The 16741-nt window shown below is 57.4% G+C and carries 21 protein-coding genes and 1 pseudogene; all 22 read right to left on the bottom strand.

Translation table 11 applies throughout. The features are described 5' to 3' along the window. Nucleotide 1 precedes the first annotated feature (1 nt). Nucleotides 2-850, bottom strand: a complete 849-nt coding sequence (gene accD, locus BLR80_RS03060) for an acetyl-CoA carboxylase, carboxyltransferase subunit beta (RefSeq protein WP_092076164.1) — start codon at nucleotides 848-850, stop codon at nucleotides 2-4. A 7-nt stretch (nucleotides 851-857) separates the two neighbouring features. Beyond that, nucleotides 858-1679, bottom strand: a complete 822-nt coding sequence (trpA, locus tag BLR80_RS03055) for a tryptophan synthase subunit alpha (protein ID WP_092076162.1) — start codon at nucleotides 1677-1679, stop codon at nucleotides 858-860. 134 nt (nucleotides 1680-1813) lie between these two features. After that, the gene (locus BLR80_RS03050) at nucleotides 1814-2491 is read right to left on the bottom strand and encodes a uracil-DNA glycosylase (RefSeq protein WP_092076160.1); all 678 of its coding nucleotides are present in this window, start codon (nucleotides 2489-2491) and stop codon (nucleotides 1814-1816) included. 5 nt (nucleotides 2492-2496) lie between these two features. Further along, nucleotides 2497-3777, bottom strand: coding sequence for a DEAD/DEAH box helicase (locus BLR80_RS03045; protein ID WP_092076158.1), 1281 nt, complete (start codon nucleotides 3775-3777; stop codon nucleotides 2497-2499). Nucleotides 3778-3884: 107 nt separating this feature from the next. Beyond that, entirely contained in the window at nucleotides 3885-5078 is a 1194-nt protein-coding gene (gene trpB, locus BLR80_RS03040; protein ID WP_171906288.1) for a tryptophan synthase subunit beta, read from the bottom strand. Beyond that, on the bottom strand, nucleotides 5062-5700 hold the full coding sequence (locus BLR80_RS03035; RefSeq protein WP_092076459.1) for a phosphoribosylanthranilate isomerase: 639 nt from the start codon (nucleotides 5698-5700) through the stop codon (nucleotides 5062-5064). The genes trpB and BLR80_RS03035 overlap by 17 nt, the downstream gene beginning before the upstream one ends. Nucleotides 5701-5705: 5 nt before the next feature. Next, the gene (trpC, locus tag BLR80_RS03030; RefSeq protein ID WP_092076156.1) at nucleotides 5706-6497 is read right to left on the bottom strand and encodes an indole-3-glycerol phosphate synthase TrpC; all 792 of its coding nucleotides are present in this window, start codon (nucleotides 6495-6497) and stop codon (nucleotides 5706-5708) included. After that, nucleotides 6494-7543, bottom strand: a complete 1050-nt coding sequence (gene trpD, locus BLR80_RS03025) for an anthranilate phosphoribosyltransferase (RefSeq protein ID WP_092076154.1) — start codon at nucleotides 7541-7543, stop codon at nucleotides 6494-6496. Before trpD ends, trpC begins: the two co-directional genes overlap by 4 nt. After that, nucleotides 7540-8127 carry an anthranilate synthase component II gene (locus tag BLR80_RS03020; RefSeq protein ID WP_092076152.1) on the bottom strand — a complete coding sequence of 196 codons (588 nt, stop codon included), beginning with the start codon at nucleotides 8125-8127 and terminating at the stop codon, nucleotides 7540-7542. Before BLR80_RS03020 ends, trpD begins: the two co-directional genes overlap by 4 nt. Further along, nucleotides 8127-9608 (bottom strand): anthranilate synthase component I, encoded by a 1482-nt coding sequence (gene trpE, locus BLR80_RS03015; RefSeq protein WP_092076150.1) that lies wholly within the window; start codon nucleotides 9606-9608, stop codon nucleotides 8127-8129. The genes BLR80_RS03020 and trpE overlap by 1 nt, the downstream gene beginning before the upstream one ends. Before the next feature lie 193 nt (nucleotides 9609-9801). After that, nucleotides 9802-10155 (bottom strand): annotated as a pseudogene (rplQ, locus tag BLR80_RS03010) (50S ribosomal protein L17); the annotation flags it as partial. Nucleotides 10156-10188: 33 nt separating this feature from the next. Continuing rightward, complete coding sequence (locus BLR80_RS03005; RefSeq protein ID WP_092076146.1) at nucleotides 10189-11205, bottom strand: DNA-directed RNA polymerase subunit alpha; 1017 nt, start codon at nucleotides 11203-11205, stop codon at nucleotides 10189-10191. A gap of 38 nt (nucleotides 11206-11243) precedes the next feature. Then, nucleotides 11244-11864, bottom strand: coding sequence for a 30S ribosomal protein S4 (gene rpsD, locus BLR80_RS03000; RefSeq protein WP_092076144.1), 621 nt, complete (start codon nucleotides 11862-11864; stop codon nucleotides 11244-11246). Nucleotides 11865-11920: 56 nt separating this feature from the next. Next, entirely contained in the window at nucleotides 11921-12316 is a 396-nt protein-coding gene (rpsK, locus tag BLR80_RS02995; protein ID WP_092076141.1) for a 30S ribosomal protein S11, read from the bottom strand. Nucleotides 12317-12327: 11 nt separating this feature from the next. Continuing rightward, nucleotides 12328-12696, bottom strand: coding sequence for a 30S ribosomal protein S13 (gene rpsM / locus BLR80_RS02990; RefSeq protein ID WP_092076139.1), 369 nt, complete (start codon nucleotides 12694-12696; stop codon nucleotides 12328-12330). 18 nt (nucleotides 12697-12714) lie between these two features. Beyond that, nucleotides 12715-12828, bottom strand: a complete 114-nt coding sequence (rpmJ, locus tag BLR80_RS02985) for a 50S ribosomal protein L36 (RefSeq protein ID WP_081450007.1) — start codon at nucleotides 12826-12828, stop codon at nucleotides 12715-12717. Between the two features lie 32 nt (nucleotides 12829-12860). Then, a complete protein-coding gene (gene map, locus BLR80_RS02980; RefSeq protein WP_092076137.1) occupies nucleotides 12861-13607 on the bottom strand; it encodes a type I methionyl aminopeptidase in 747 nt (248 codons plus the stop codon). Continuing rightward, nucleotides 13604-14254 carry an adenylate kinase gene (locus BLR80_RS02975; protein WP_092076135.1) on the bottom strand — a complete coding sequence of 217 codons (651 nt, stop codon included), beginning with the start codon at nucleotides 14252-14254 and terminating at the stop codon, nucleotides 13604-13606. Before BLR80_RS02975 ends, map begins: the two co-directional genes overlap by 4 nt. Nucleotides 14255-14272: 18 nt before the next feature. After that, nucleotides 14273-15583 (bottom strand): preprotein translocase subunit SecY, encoded by a 1311-nt coding sequence (secY, locus tag BLR80_RS02970; RefSeq protein ID WP_092076133.1) that lies wholly within the window; start codon nucleotides 15581-15583, stop codon nucleotides 14273-14275. Between the two features lie 2 nt (nucleotides 15584-15585). Next, nucleotides 15586-16026, bottom strand: a complete 441-nt coding sequence (rplO, locus tag BLR80_RS02965; RefSeq protein ID WP_092076131.1) for a 50S ribosomal protein L15 — start codon at nucleotides 16024-16026, stop codon at nucleotides 15586-15588. A gap of 15 nt (nucleotides 16027-16041) precedes the next feature. Then, nucleotides 16042-16224: a 50S ribosomal protein L30 gene (gene rpmD / locus BLR80_RS02960; RefSeq protein ID WP_092076129.1), complete on the bottom strand. Its 183-nt coding sequence runs from the start codon at nucleotides 16222-16224 to the stop codon at nucleotides 16042-16044. A gap of 22 nt (nucleotides 16225-16246) precedes the next feature. Further along, nucleotides 16247-16732: a 30S ribosomal protein S5 gene (rpsE, locus tag BLR80_RS02955; RefSeq protein WP_092076127.1), complete on the bottom strand. Its 486-nt coding sequence runs from the start codon at nucleotides 16730-16732 to the stop codon at nucleotides 16247-16249. Nucleotides 16733-16741 lie beyond the last annotated feature (9 nt).

Below are 16741 nucleotides of genomic sequence, written 5' to 3'. Positions count from 1 at the left end.
GCTAGTGGCGGGTGAAAATACGCAGAATCTGTGACAAGCGGGCCTTCATCTCCTGCCGTGTCACAATCATGTCAACCATGCCGTGTTCCAGCAGATATTCCGAGCGCTGAAAGCCGTCAGGCAGCGTCTGACGAATGGTCTGCTCAATTACCCGCGGCCCGGCAAAACCGATCAGGGCACGGGGCTCGGTCATGTTGACATCGCCTAGCATGGCGAAACTGGCCGTTACGCCGCCGGTTGTCGGATCGGTCAGCACCGAAATAAAGGGGATACCGGCCTGCTTGAGGCGTGCCAGAGCGGCGCTGGTCTTGGCCATCTGCATCAGCGACAGGATGCTCTCCTGCATGCGCGCACCACCACTGCAGGAAAAGATGATCACCGGTGCCCGGGTTTCAAGGCCCTTCTCGATAGCGCGGGTAATCTTCTCCCCCACCACCGACCCCATGCTGCCGCCCATGAAGCTGAAATCAAACACAGCAACCACTACCGGCAAACCATCGATGGTGCCCTCGCCACAAACGACGGCATCACCGCCCCCGGCCTTGCCAACGGCGGACTTGATGCGCTCCTTGTAGCGCTTGCTGTCCTTGAATTCGAGAAAATCGACCGATTGCAGATTCGCATCCATTTCGCGAAACGAGTCACCATCGAGGACCAGGTCAATACGCGCCCGGGCACTGATACGGAAATGGTAATCGCATTTGGGACAAACACTCAGGTTGCGCTCGATTTCCTTGGCGTAAATGATTTCCGAACAGTTCTTGCATTTGGTCCACAGCCCTTCGGGCATCTGAACGGTTTTTTTCTCCACCGGCGTAATGGGCGCCTTGGTTTTTCTGAACCAGACCATGGATTCCTCACTTCTGTTGGCAGCTGCGCGCCTGTCGCACCGCCTGTTTCAGACCAGCGACAAAGTCACCAACCTGGTGCAGCAGCTGCGGCGACTGCGCGTTCTGTTCGATGATGTTAACCAGGGCACTACCCACCACCACAGCATCGGCAAAGGCTGCCACGGCAGCCGCCTGCTCGGCCGTGCGAATACCGAACCCGACAGCCACAGGCACCGGGCTGTGCTGGCGCAAGGCCGCGACCTGATCAGCGATGGCGCAACTGTCGAGTTGCTGAGTACCGGTAACCCCGGTCATGGAGACATAATAGACAAATCCGCTGGCTGCGGCCAGCAGCTCAGCAGCCCGTGCTGGCGGCGTGGTCGGTGCCAACAGGGTAATCAGGTGCAGACCAGCGGCGTCACACAGGGGCTGCAACTCATCGCGTTCCTCCGGCGGCACATCGACCAGCAGCAGCCCGTCAACCCCGGCCGCTACCGCTTGACGGACAAATTCCGGCAATCCAAAGCGTAGCAGCGGATTGTAATAGCCCATCAACACCACCGGCACCTGGGCATTTTCTCGCCGCAGGCCGGCGACCAGTTGCAGCACTGCCGCCAGGGTTGTCCCGGCCGCCAGCGCCCGCTCCGATGCCGCCTGAATGGTGGGGCCATCGGCCATCGGATCAGAAAAAGGCATTCCCAGTTCAATCAGGTCAGCCCCGCTCTCAGCGAGACAACGCAAAATAGCGGCACTCCACGCCCGATCCGGGTGCCCGGCCGTCACAAAGGGAATCAGTGCCGCCTCGTTGCGTTCCCGCAACAGGCGGAAGGTCTGTTCGATACGGCCCACGCTTCGGCCTTTCTGTTGTGGTGACATCCCTGGTCCGCTCTGCACAACGCATGCGCAACGGCAGCTTCCGAACAGCGTTTGGCTGTGTCGGCGATCTGTAATCGAAGTAGTTTAGTGCAAGGGCAAACGCTTTTTCAACCGCTTTCTCCGCTTGGCCGCGCTGCCAGTTTTCGCGCCAGATCCAATACCTGACGAAAGGCGGCAGCATCAATCCGGCCGGTATTCAGATTATAGCGACTGGTATGATAGCTGCCGAGCAACCAGTGGCCTGTCGGCAGCCGATAACAGCAGGCATGAGAAAACGGATAGTCGGCCAAGCGCAAGACATGGCTCTGCTGTTGCAGCCGCAGCAGATTGAGAAAGGACTCGCGGCCCAGCGCCAGCACCACGCGCAGGCAGGGCAGCCGCTGCCATTCCTGCTGCAGATACCTCTGACAGGCCTGAAATTCGGCCGTCGTCGGCCGGTTGGCTGGCGGCACGCACCGCACGGCATTGCTGATATACAGATCGTGCAGCCGCAGCCCATCATCGGCGGCCGTGGCCAGAGGCTGGCTGCACAGGCCAGCCTCGTGCAGCAGCGGATACATGAAATCACCAGCCCCATCACCAGTGAAAGGGCGGCCGGTACGGTTGGCCCCCTGGGCCCCCGGCGCCAGACCGATCAACCAGATGCGGGCCTGCTCATCGCCAAAGCCGGCCACCGGCGCGTTATGATAGTCCTGCGGTCGATGGGGCGCACGCGCGGGAATGCTCTGCCGATAGGCCACCAGACGCGGGCAACGACAACAGTCTCGCAAGCCGGCCAGCCACATGCCGCTCAGTTCTTCGGTCGCGGAGCCGGCCGGCCCGTGGGCCGGCAACGGCGCCGCCCAGTCGAAGGCGCAGCTTTGGTCTCGGCAGCCGCAATCCCCGTAGGGCCACGGCGCCGCCGACTGGCGGCAGGCCGCTGATATTGCCAGCAGAACAGCGTCTCTTCCGGCACATCGTGCGGGATCTTGTGGCCGATATAGTCTTCGATGGCCGGCAGGGCGTACACCAGCTCTTCGTCCGCCATCATGATGGCCAGGCCACTGGCACCGGCCCGGGCAGTCCGACCGATGCGGTGAACATAGTCTTCGACATCCTGCGGCACATCGTAATTGACCACATGGGTGACATCATCGACATGGATGCCACGTGACGCCACATCGGTCGCCACCAGCACATCAATCTGATTCTCCTTGAACTGCTGCAGAATCTTCATGCGGCGGCGCTGATTGAGATCGCCGGAGATCAGTGCTGCGCGAATTTCATTGGCCTGGAGAATCCCGGCGACGCGCTCGGTTTCCCGTTTGGTGTTGGCAAACACCATGACCTTGCCCCCCGCCAGCGGACCACGCAGCAGCCCCAGCAACAGCGGAATTTTTTCCTTGTAACCGACATGGTAGACCAACTCTTCAATATTGGCGGCAGTCACCTGCTCCGGTGCGATTTCGACCCGCACCGCCTGATTCATGAAATCGTAGGCCAACTCCATTACCCGATGAGACAGCGTCGCCGAAAACAGCATGGTCTGGCGCCGGGAAAACGGTGGCAGGCGTCGCAGGATGAATCGCAGATCCTGAATGAAGCCCATGTCAAACATGCGGTCGGCTTCATCAATCACCAGCATCTGGATCTGTTCGAAACTGCAGACCTTCTGCCGTACATAGTCGATCAGGCGCCCAGGCGTGGCCACCAGAATATCGGCGCCCTCCAGCAGGGCCTTGCGCTGCCGGTCATAGTCGATACCACCGAGAATCTGCAGCAGCCGCAGCGGCGCATCGCCAGCCAACGCCTCGGCATCGGCGGCGATCTGCATGACCAATTCGCGGGTCGGCGCCAGAATCAACGCCCGCGGCGCCGGCCCCTCTGCCCCCGGCTGCGCCAGCAGGCGGTTGTAGAGAGCAATCAGAAAAGCAGCCGTCTTGCCGGTTCCGGTCTGAGCCTGGGCGGCAACATCACGCCCCGCCAGGGCCAGGGGCAAAGCCTGCTGCTGCACCGGCGTCAGTGCGGTGAAACCACAGCGGCCAATACCGGCCTGTAAAACGGGGGCAAGGTCCAGTTCATCAAAACGCATCAGAATTCCTTCGTGTGTTCCAGGGAAAAACGCGACGCCGTCATTCCGGCCACCCGAGAACGATGGAACGAAAGAAGACGACTGCGTCAGGCAGCGATACGGCGTTGCTATAGCGATACGCCAAAGGCTTCGGCTACCGTGTGCATGTCCTTGTCGCCACGGCCGGACAGACAGACCAGAATACTCTGGTCTTGGCGCATTTGGGGCGCCAGCTCCGCCAGATAGGCAATGGCGTGAGCGCTCTCCAGCGCCGGGATGATGCCTTCCATGCGAGTCAGCAGCTTGAACCCCTCCAAGGCCTGGGCATCGCTGATCGCCACATATTCGCCCCGCCCCAGGGTATGCAGCAGGGCATGCTCGGGGCCAACTCCGGGATAATCCAGGCCGGCGGAAATGGAATGGGCGTGTTCGATCTGGCCGTCGGCATTCTGCAGCAGAAAGGTTTTATTGCCATGCAGGACGCCAACAGCGCCGGCACTGATACTGGCGGCATGTTTGCCACTGTCGAGTCCCAGGCCGGCCGCCTCAACACCAATCAGACGCACCTGGCTGTCGGCAATAAAGGGATAGAATAGCCCCATGGCGTTGGAGCCGCCCCCGATGCAGGCCAATGCGGCATCGGGCAAACGGCCGGTCTGTTCCAGCAGCTGCTGTCGCGCCTCACGGCCGATCACTGACTGAAAATCGCGCACCATCATCGGATAGGGATGGGGACCAGCCACGGTACCAATGACATAGAAGGTATCACGCACATGGGTTACCCAGTAGCGCAGGGCATCGTTCATGGCGTCCTTGAGGGTGGCGGTACCACTGGACACGCCATGAACACGGGCGCCCAGCAGTTTCATGCGAAAGACATTGAGGGACTGACGTCGGATATCCTCATTGCCCATGAACACGTCGCATTCCAGACCATAGCGTGCCGCCACGGTCGCGGTAGCGACCCCGTGCTGGCCGGCGCCGGTTTCGGCAATGACCCGCTGCTTACCCATGCGACGGGCCAGCAGAATCTGTCCCAGGGTATTATTGACCTTGTGAGCGCCGGTGTGGTTGAGATCCTCACGCTTGAGATAGATCTGCGCCCCGCCAAAATGGCGACTGAGGCGCTCCGCATGATAGAGCGGACTGGGGCGGCCTACATAGTGGCGCAACACGCTGTCAAACTCGCGCAGAAAATCGGGATCACGCTGGATCTCGCCGTAGGCCTGTTCCAGTTCCAGCAAGGCTGGCATAAGGGTCTCGGCCACATAGCGGCCACCAAAGGGCCCGTAATGCCCCCGTTCGTCAGGATAGCTGTACATCGGAATCGCTCCAGAATGATTTTGCCTGCCGCACGAATTGCTCCAGTCGGAACACCTCTTTGATGCCAGGCGCGCTTTCAACGCCACTCGATACATCGACGGCAAAGGGTCGGACCTCTCGTACGGCGTCCGCTACGGTCTCCGGTGTCAGACCGCCGGCCAGGATCAGCGGGCACTGACCGGCCAGTTCAGCGGCCAGATCCCAGCGCCCCCGTTCGCCAGTCCCACCATAGGCCGTTGCCGACCAGGCATCCACCAGCCAGGCATCCACCGGATAGTCCTGCCAGCCCGCCAGATCGGCCCGTGTGCGCAGGCGCAGCGCTTTGATTCGCTTGACACCCGCAATCCGGCACTGATCGGGTGTCTCGTCGCCATGCAACTGCACCGTATCGAGGCCACAGGCCTGAATGGTGTCATGAATCAACGCCGCCGGGGCATTGACAAACAGGCCGACCCGAGCCACAAAGGGTGGCAGCTGGCGGCAGATGGCAGCTGCGGCGGCACAGGACAGTGCCCGCGGACTGGCTGGATAGAAAACAAAACCCAGAGCATCGGCACCGGCGGCAATGGCGGCATGGGCATCCTCCAGCCGAGTGATACCGCACACCTTGACCCGTGGCACCCGCCTCATGCCAGTTCCTGTCCGCGCAAACGCCGTAGCGCGGCGCCAACATCGGCCTGACGCATCAGGGTTTCACCCACCAGAAAGGCCCCGGCCCCGGCCCGTTGCAAGCGCTCAATATCGTCACGATCGCGAATGCCACTTTCGGCAACCACAAAGCGGTCGGCCGGAATCCGCGGCAACAATCGTTCAGTCACTGCCAGATCCGTGACAAAGCGGTTTAAACAACGGTTATTGATTCCCACCAAAGGGCAGGTGGTCTGCAACGCCGCCGCCAGCTCGCTTTCGTTATGCACCTCCAGCAGCACGTCAAGGCCCAGGCTGGCCGCCAATGCAGAGAATTCCTGCAGTTGAGAAAGACTCAGGGCCGCCGCGATCAGCAACACCGCATCAGCCCGCCAGAGCCGGGCCTGGTAGATCTGGTAAGGATCGACAATGAAATCCTTGCGCAGCAAGGGAATCGCGACCGCCTCGGCAATCGCCGGCAAATAATCCAGCTGCCCATAGAAAAAGGCGTTGTCGGTCAGCACCGACAGGCAAGCGGCACCATTGGCCGCATAGGCCCGGGCAATGGCCAGGGGGTCGAAATCAGCTCGGATGATGCCCTTGGACGGCGAACCCTTCTTGACCTCGGCGATAATAGCGGTATCACAGGCGGCACATTGGCGCAGGCGGGCAATAAAACCCCGCGTTGGCTGCAGATCGCGGCACTTGCGCTGAAGTTCGGCCAGGGGCTGACGCTGACGGTCAGCCGCGACTTCCTGTCGCTTGTGCTCAAGGATGCGATCGAGAATCATACGCGGGTCATTTCGACAAGAGCCTGCAGCTTCTGCCAGGCCGCGCCATTATCAAGAACCTGTCGCGCCCGGGCAAAACCAGTCGCCAGATCGGCGACGGCTCCAGCGGCCAGCAGGGCAAAGGCGCTGTTGATAACAACAATATCACGCTTCGGCCCAGGTGCAGCGCGCAGGACAGCTTCAACAATCGCCGCGTTGCAGGTCGCATCACCGCCCTGCAGTTCTGCCAGAGAACAGAATTCAAAGCCATGTTCACGCGGATCGAACAGCCCCAGCTCAAGCCGTTCGCCATCGATTTCGGCAACCCGGGTACAGCTGGTAAGGGTGATCTCATCCATGCCATCAAGACCATGCACAACAAAACCGCGACGGCAGCCTAGCTGTTGCAGCACCCGCGCCAGCAGTTCAACCAGGTCTTCACGATAGACGCCCAAGACCTGGCGTTCCGCTCCAGCCGGGTTGGTCAGGGGACCGAGGATGTTGAAAATCGTCCGAATACCGATTTCACGCCTGGGACCGATGGCGTGCTTCATGGCACCATGCAACGCCGGCGCATAGAGGAAACCGACGCCAAGGCTCTCAATGCAGCGCTCTACCGTCTGAACCGGCACATCAAGGGAGACCCCCAACCGCTCCAGCACGTCGGCGCTGCCACAGGCAGATGAAACACTGCGGTTGCCGTGCTTGGCTACCTTGACACCACAGGCGGCGACGACAAAAGCCACCGTGGTTGAGATATTGAAGGTGCGGGTACCACTGCCACCGGTGCCACAGGTATCCAGAATGGTTTCTCGCTCGATATTGATTTCATCCCGATCAATATCGATACCGGCGCCCACCTGAACCGGCGTCACCCGGGCGCGCATGACGCGCGCTGCGCCGGTAATCTCTGCCACCGTCTCGCCCTTCATGCGCAAAGCCGTAATGAAGGCCGCCACCTGGGCCGCCGTGGCTTCGCCACCCATGATCTGGTCCATCACATCCATCATTTCGCCTTCGCTGAGGGACTGCCGTTCGACAATCCGGGCAATTGCCGCCTTGATCATGCCGCCTCCCAGAACTGCCGTGACAGGGTGAGAAAGTTGCCCAGCAATTCCTTGCCGGCAACAGAAATGATCGATTCGGGATGAAACTGCACACCCCACAACGGTAACTGGCGGTGGGCCAGGCCCATGATGGTGCCATCCTCCAGCCAGGCTGTACATTTCAATTCGGCTGGCAGGGTCTGGGGCTCGACCACTAACGAGTGATAGCGGGTAGCCTGCAGCGGATCGGGCAAGCCGGTAAAAAGATCTGTGCCGTGGTGCCGCACCGGGCTGGTCTTGCCATGCATCAGTTCGGTGGCACGCACAATGCGACCACCGTAGGCATAGCCAATGGCCTGATGACCAAGGCAGACCCCCAACAGCGGGATACGGCCGGCAAAGGCCCGGATCAGTTCCACCGACACACCGGCCTCAGCCGGTGAACAGGGGCCGGGCGAAATCACCAGTTGGCGTGGCTGCAAAGCAGCAACTCCGGCGACATCAATGGCGTCGTTGCGGACCACCTTCACCTGCTGGCCCAGTTCGCGAAAATACTGCACCAGGTTATAGGTAAAAGAGTCGTAATTATCGATCATCAGCAACATCAGTACAGCCCCTGTTCCGCCATTTCGATGGCCTTCATCACCCCTCGCGCCTTATTGAGGGTTTCCTGATATTCCGCCGCCGGATCGGAGTCCGCCACGATGCCGGCGCCAGCCTGCAGGTGAATCTGGTCTCCCTGAACCACCAGGGTACGGATCGCGATGGCCAGATCCATGTTGCCTGTAAAAGAAAAATAGCCCACGGCGCCACCGTAAATCTCACGCCGCTGCGGTTCGAGCTGCTCGATGATTTCCATGGCCCGAATCTTGGGAGCGCCGGACAGGGTGCCGGCCGGGAAAGTGGCGCGGAAGGTCGCAAAAGCGTCCTGCCCCGCTTCGAGCCGACCACGCACATTCGACACAATGTGCATCACATGGGAATAGCGCTCGATCACCTTGAATTCACTGACCTCGACCGTGCCGGGTTGGCAGATACGCCCCAAATCATTTCGGCCCAGATCCACCAGCATGACATGCTCGGCCACCTCCTTGGGATCGGCCAGCAATTCCTGCTCAAGGCGCTGATCTTCCTCGACCGTGCGACCTCGCGGGCGTGTTCCGGCGATAGGACGCAGTTCCACCTGATCACCCTCCTTGCGCACCAGCACCTCGGGCGAGGCGCCAACGACCAGGGTATCCTCCAGACGCAAAAAAAACATGTAGGGCGAAGGATTAATGGTCCGCAGACAGCGATACAGATCATAGGGATCAACACTGAGCGGGCCACTGAAACGCTGCGACAGAACAACCTGAATAATATCCCCGCTGCGGACATATTCCTTGGCCTGGCACACCGCCTGCTCGAACTGCTGCCGGCTCATGTTGGGTTGCAGCTGACAGGGCTGATGACAAGGTGGCACCTCATGATGAAGCAGCGGTGTCCGGAGTTTGCGTACCAGCTTATGGATCTGACCACAGGCTTGCCGATACAGACTGCCAGCATCGCCACCAGCAGGCACATGAACGTTGCAGATAACCTTGATCTTCTGCTGGCGGTTATCAAAGATCAGCAGCATCTGCGACAAGACAAAACAGCTGTCCCAAGCGCCAATAGCCCGAGCCTTGTCCACCGGCAGGCGCTCAATGAACCGCACCATGTCATAGCCAAGGTAACCAACGGCCCCGCCAAAAAAGCGTGGCAAACCCTCCAGCGATACCGGGCGATAGTCGGCCAGCAGGCAGCGCAAGCGTTCCAGCGGATCATTTACCTCGCCCTGCTCCAGCACTTCGCCATCCTGGCAGATCTGATAGTACTGATCCCGCGAACGGAAAATCCGGGACGTCCCGGTACCCAGAATCGAATAGCGACCCCATTTTTCTCCGCCTTCGACACTTTCAAGCAAATAGGACCAGCGCAGATTGTCGATTTTCTTAAAGGCCGAAACCGGCGTTTCCATATCAGCCAGAATTTCGGTATATACCGGGATCAGGTTGCCCTGACTGGTCAGGAGCTCGAAGGTGTCACGAGAAGGTATTATGGTCATAAGCCGAAATCTGCCTGTGCCGTCAACGAAAAAGCGATAGCCAGCGACGGTCCACCACTGTGCCAGCCCTTACGCCATTCGCGGAAGACTAACCGAAAAGAAGTTGCCCTGAAACAGAAAAAAGGCAAGAGCCACGCCCTTGCCTTTTTTCATCGCTGAACGATACCGATTACTGAGCCGATTCGGCCGCGCCCTGATCGACCAGTTCAATGATCGATTGGGATGCATTGTCGCCTACACGATTGCCAATCTTGATGATGCGGGTGTAACCGCCCTGACGTCCTTCGAAGCGCGGGGCAACACGCTCGAACAGCTTGGCAACGACACGCTTTTCGCGAACGACAGCCGCAGCCTGGCGCCGAGCATGCAGGTCACCCCGCTTGCCCAGGGTAATCATTTTCTCGACAAGCTTGCGCACCTCCTTGGCCCGGGCATCAGTGGTGACAATCTTCTCGTGATCAATTAGAGACGTCACCAGATTGCGCAGCATCGCCGCCCGGTGACTGGAATTGCGGCCAAGACGGCGGCCAGTGTTATTGTGTCGCATGAGGGCTCATCCTTTCAATCGCACGGCGAAGGCCTAGAGCTCTTCGCGGCTTTTCTGTAACACTTTCAGATACTCCGGATCAGGAAAATTCTCCAGCTTCATCCCCAGGGTCAAGCCCATGTCAGCCAGGATATCCTTGATCTCATTGAGAGACTTACGGCCGAAATTCTGCGTCTTGAGCATTTCGGCTTCGGTCCGCTGCACCAGATCTCCAATCAGCCCGATTCGAGCATTCTTGAGACAATTGGCACTGCGCACCGACAGTTCGAGTTCCTCGACACTGCGGTAGAGGTTCTCGTTGATTTTCTGTACCTCTTCCTCCTCGACATGCTCACTGGGAACCTGCTCCTCATCAAAATTTATGAAGAGTTGCAGATGCTCCTTGAGAATCTTGGCAGCATAAGCGACAGCATCATCTGGCTTGACGCTACCATCCGTCCACACCTCCAAGGTGAGCTTGTCATAGTCGGTTATCTGACCCACACGAGCGTTGGTAACCGCAAAATTGACCTTCTTGATCGGCGAAAAAATCGCATCAATCGGTATGGTCCCAACGGGGGCCTTTTCATCACGGTTACGTTCAGCTGTAACATAACCCTTACCAAGGGACACCACCAAATCCATCTCGACATCGGCCTCTTTGGTACAGGTCGCGATACACAGATCCGGGTTGAGAATCTCGACATTGGCATCGGTGATAATATCACCTGCGGTGATGACACCCGCACCTTTCTTGACAATTCGCAGATTGCGGCTCTCATGGCCGTGCAAACGCAGCAACACAGCCTTGAGGTTGAGGATGATGTCGGTCACATCCTCAGTCACACCGGGGACGGTGGAAAACTCGTGCAACACCCCCTTGATGCGAATCGATGTGATCGCTGCACCCTGCAGCGAGGACAAGAGAATCCGACGCAGGGAGTTGCCGATCGTGGTACCGAAACCGCGTTCGAACGGCTCAGCGGTGAACTTGCCGTAGCAGTCGGTCAAGCTACGACTATCCACCTGCAACCGCTTGGGCTTGATCAGATCTCTCCAGTTTTTATACATGAAGCGACTCCACAGTCAGAGTAACAGAATGATCGACCTTACTTCGAGTAAAGTTCAACAATCAGTTGTTCCTCAAAAACTGGGCTGGTCAGCTCTTCACGCAACGGAATCGACTTAACCGTACCCCGAAAAGCGTCGCGCTCCAGCGACAGCCAAGTCGGAATACCACGGCGCATTACACCTTCCATCGCCTCAGCGATTTTAGCAACCTTACGGCTTTTTTCCTTAACCTCTACTACATCGCCAGCCTTAACAAGATAAGACGGGATATCGACCTTACGGCCATTGACAAGATAGTGACCATGGCGCACAAAAACACGCGCCTCAGCGCGACTGGCCGCCAAGCCCAGACGAAACACCATATTGTCAAGCCGGCGCTCAAGCAGCTGCAGCATATTGTGACCAGTGATCCCCTTCATGGCCTTCGCCTTGTCAAACACATGGCGAAATTGTTTCTCACTCAGGCCATAACAGAAGCGAACCTTCTGTTTCTCCAGCAACTGACGGGCATAATCCGACGGCTTACCCTTACGCGCAGCACCATGCTGGCCAGGCGGGGTCGGCCGGCGCTCAAGCAGACGGTCGTATTTGGGATTACCGAAGATGTTGACGCCAAGACGGCGCACAATCTTGCCCTTAGGCATAAAGTTTTTAGCCATAATTCTGTTTCCTCTAAACTTAAATCGTCACGGTGCCAGCAGGCGATGGACAAGACTCAAACGCGGCGACGCTTGGGCGGACGGCAGCCGTTGTGCGGGACCGGCGTAACGTCCCGGATCATTGTCACGTTCAGGCCAGCGGCCTGAAGCGCGCGAAGTGCCGATTCGCGCCCTGATCCGGGGCCCTTCACGCAAACCTCAACACTGCGCAGGCCGTGCTCCTGGGCTTTCTTCGCTGCTGTTTCGGCAGCAACCTGGGCCGCAAATGGCGTACTTTTGCGTGAACCCTTGAAACCCATCCCGCCGGCTGTTGCCCAGGAAATCACATTCCCGCTGACATCAGCGATGGAAACAATCGTATTGTTGAAGGTCGCCTGAATATGAGCCACCCCATTAACAATATTCTTTTTTACTTTTGCCTTACGCGCAACTTTCTTACCGGGCTTAGCCATTATTCCTCCGATTATTTCTTCTTGCCGGCTACGGTCTTGCGCGGGCCTTTACGGGTACGCGCATTTGTTTTAGTTTTTTGTCCGCGCACAGGCAAACCACGGCGATGGCGCAGGCCACGGTAACAGCCAAGATCCATCAGCCGCTTGATATTCATGGAGACTTCACGTCGAAGATCACCCTCGACCTTATATTCAGTATCCATAATCTTACGGATCTGGGCCACATCATTTTCGGTCAGATCATCCGTACGAATATTACAATCAACGCCAGCCTGAGACAGGATACGCTGTGCCGTCGTCCGACCTACACCGTAAATATAGGTCAAAGCCACTTCAATCCGCTTGTTTTTTGGTAAGTCAATACCAGCAATACGTGCCAACTTCGTATCCTCCCTGAATTAGCCCTGTCTCTGCTTATGCTTAGGATTCTCACAAATCACCCGGAGAACACCTTTACGCTTAATAACCTTACATTTATCACAGATAGTCTTTACAGACGCGCGAACCTTCATAATCAAACCTCTGCTTTGCTTGAAATAAATAACTAAAGCTGAGTCAATATCTCAGCGCCATCCTTTGTCACCAGCACCGTGTGTTCAAAATGCGCCGAAGGTTTCCGATCGCGCGTCACCGCCGTCCAGCCATCCTTAAGTATCTCGACCTGCGGCTTGCCCATATTGATCATGGGCTCTATCGCCAACACCATGCCTTCTTTGAGCACTGGCCCCTGCCCAGGGCGACCATAGTTCGGGATCTGCGGCTCTTCGTGCAATGCCCGGCCTATGCCGTGCCCAACAAACTCACGCACAACAGAATAGCCAGCTGCCTCGGCAACCTGCTGCACCGCAGCGGACACATCTGTCAAGCGACCACCCGGTAAAACACGGGCAATACCTGCGGCCAAAGCCTCCTGCGTCACAGCCATGAGGCGACGCTTAGCGCTGCTCACCTGACCAACCGGCAAGGTCACTGCTGCATCACCATAAAAGCCATCGTATAGCACACCGAAATCAATACTGACGATTTCGCCTTCCTCTAGAGGCTTTTGGGTAGCAAAGCCATGCACCACAACTTCATCAGGAGAAGCACATATGGCGCAGGGAAATCCTCCGTAGCCTTTAAATGCCGGTATGGCTTTCCACTCTCGGCAGCGTTGTTCGGCCCGCTCCGACAACTCCCACGTTGTAATCCCAGGGCGAACCAGTTCACAAAGTTCGGCAAGATACTCGGCGACCATGCGACAGGGCACTCGCATGCGCTCTATCTCGGAAGCCGTCTTTATAATAATCAAGGAGTCGATCCCAACACAGCCAGCAGTGCTTGGCCAACCTGAGAGATCGGCAACATACCATCGACCGAGCGAAGCAAGCCAGCCTTGCCGTAGTAATCAACTAGCGGAGCCGTCTGCTGACGGTAAACCTCCATCCGATTGCGAATTGTCGTCTCCTGGTCATCCTCACGCTGAATCAATCCCGCTCCACAACGGTCACACACCCCCTCGTGGCGTGGCGGGTCGAAACGCACATGATAGCCCGCACCACAACTTGGGCAGCTACGACGGCCAACCAGCCGCTCAACCAGTGCGTCAACGTCAACCTCAAGAGAGACTACGGCATCAAGTTCTTTGCCCAGCGCCAACAGCGTTGCCTGCAGAGCATCCGCCTGCGGCAGGGTACGGGGAAATCCGTCAAGAATGAAACCGGCGTCACAGTCAGGCTGGCGCAACCGCTCCTCAACAATGCCAACTACCACAGCATCCGGCACTAAGGCACCTGCCTCCATGCAGGCCTTGGCCTTCAGCCCCATTGGCGTACCGTTCTTGACCGCAGCACGCAACATATCGCCAGTTGAAATCTGCGGAATACCATAGCGCTCCATCAACATCTGCGCCTGTGTTCCCTTGCCCGCCCCCGGCGGACCCAGCAAAATCAATTTCATCAGCTATTACCCCTCGGGCTAACCATGACGTCCACGAATTGTGGCTCCGCGCATGAAACCCTCATAGGAACGCGATATGAGATGGGACTCAATCTGCGATGCTGTATCAAGTCCTACTCCGACAACAATCAGCAGGGAAGTTCCACCGAAATAAAAAGGAAGATTGAACTGACCAATCAACAGGGTCGGCAAGACACAAACAGCTGAAACATAGATCGCCCCAGCAAAAGTCAGCCGGCTCAGCACCAGATCTAAATACTCAGAGGTAGGTTTTCCCGGACGGATTCCCGGAATGTAACCCCCCTGATTTTTTACATTTTCAGCCACATCAACCGGATTAAATGTCACAGCTGTGTAGAAGTAGCAAAAGAAGACGATAAAAGCAACAAAAAACAGATTATACAGCCAATGGCTCGGCACCATCATTGCCGCTGCCTGCTGGACCCAGGCGACATCGACAAAATTAGCTACTGTTGCCGGAAACATGATGATCGAGCTCGCGAAAATTGGCGGGATAACGCCGCTCATGTTTATCTTGAGCGGCAGATGACTTGACTGCCCACCCAGATTGCGCATGCCAACGACCCGTTTAGCATAGTGGATTGGAACTCGCCTCTGTGCCCGCTCCATAAAAATGATGAACATGATTACGGCAACCATCAGAAGGCCAATCACAATCAGGGTAAACAGGGGCAGCGCCCCGGTTTTAAAAAGTCGGATACTGTTAACCAGGGCAGCCGGAATATTGGCAACAATCCCGGCAAAAATAATCAGAGAAATCCCGTTCCCAATCCCACGCTCGGTAACCTGCTCGCCGATCCACATGATAAAGGCGGTTCCGGCTGTCAGGGTGATAACCGTAAGGAGGATAAAACCAAAACCCGGATAGGGCACCACAGGATCCCCCGCAGGTCCTGTCATCGACTGCAGGCCAACAGCGATACCTGCCCCCTGAACAACCGACAGTAAAATGGTTCCGTAACGCGTCCAACGGGTGATAACTCGCCGACCTGCAGCCCCCTCTTTCGACAGCCTGGCGACCGGCTCGTAGACAACCGTCAGAAGCTGAAGAATGATTGATGCGCTGATATAGGGCATGATCCCAAGCGCAAAAATGGTCATGCGCTCAAGCGCACCACCAGTAAAGGCGCTCACCAAACCCAGCAGGGTCCCCTGAGTCCCCTCGAAAAAACTGGCCAGGACCTGAGCATTGACCCCAGGGGTAGGCACATGGCAACCAACTCGGTAGACGGCCAACATCATCAGGGTAAAGAAAATGCGCCGTCGTAATTCCGCAATACTGAAGATGTTGTGCAGCGTCGCTAACAAGATTACAGCACCTCGACTGTGCCGCCAGCGGCAGCGATTTTTTCTTGGGCAGAACGGCTGAATCGGTGCGCCTTCACGGTCACTGCCTTTGTCAGCTCACCATCACCAAGAACCTTGACACCGTCACCAATCTGGCGGACAAGGCCTGCCGCGATCAGTTGCTGCGGATCAACCACTGACCCTGCCTCGAAAGTATCAAGATCGCGCAGATTAACCAAGGCATACACTTTTTTGTCAAGCGGCGTAAAGCCACGCTTGGGCAGCCGGCGCTGCAAAGGCATCTGCCCACCCTCAAAACCTGGCTTCACACCACCGCCGGAGCGAGCATTTTGACCCTTATGGCCCTTGCCGGCGGTCTTACCATTACCCGAACCGGGTCCGCGGCCAATACGTTTTCTTTTTTTCACGGAGCCCGCAGCCGGGCTGAGATTACTCAGATCCATAGCACTTGTCCCTTATCAGCACTCTTCGAGAGACACCATGTGGCTGACCTTATTGACCATGCCACGCATTTCCGGCGTATCCGGAAGAACGACCGTCTTGTTCAGCTTTGTCAGTCCCATACCCTTAAGTACCCGGGTAAAATAGGCACTGCGCCCAATCCCACTTTTCTTCAGTGTTACTTTCAATTGCTGGCTCATGACTCACCACTCCCGCCCTTACTCAGGCCTCAATGCCCCGCCGGGACAGAATTTCTTCAGCGCTTTTGAGTTGCCCTAAGGCATTCATCGTTGCCTTGACGACATTATGTGGATTATTCGAGCCAAGACATTTCGACAGAATATCACCAACACCAGCAGCCTCAAGAACAGCACGCGCCGGTCCACCTGCGATCACGCCGGTACCCTTAGAGGCCGGTTTAAGCAAAACACTTCCCGCACCGAAATGACCAAGCACATCAAAGGGAATTGTCCGGTCAACCAGCGGCACACTGATCATACTTTTCTTGGCCTTTTCAACACCCTTACGGATAGCCTCGGGAACCTCTTTGGCTTTTCCATGGCCGTAACCAACACGGCCACTGCCATCGCCCACCACCACCAGAGCTGAAAAGCTGAAACGCCGGCCACCCTTGACAACCTTGGCACAACGATTGATATGAATCACGCGGTCAATAAGTTCTGTTTCATTTTGCTCATTGCGTTGCAAAGGAGCCTC

Origin of the sequence: Desulfuromonas thiophila (genome assembly GCF_900101955.1) — a bacterium.
In the GTDB taxonomy this organism is placed as follows: Bacteria; Desulfobacterota; Desulfuromonadia; order Desulfuromonadales; family Desulfuromonadaceae; genus Pseudodesulfuromonas; species Pseudodesulfuromonas thiophila.
Note: the sequence above shows the minus strand (reverse complement) of the source record. Positions and strands in the feature narration are given on the sequence as shown.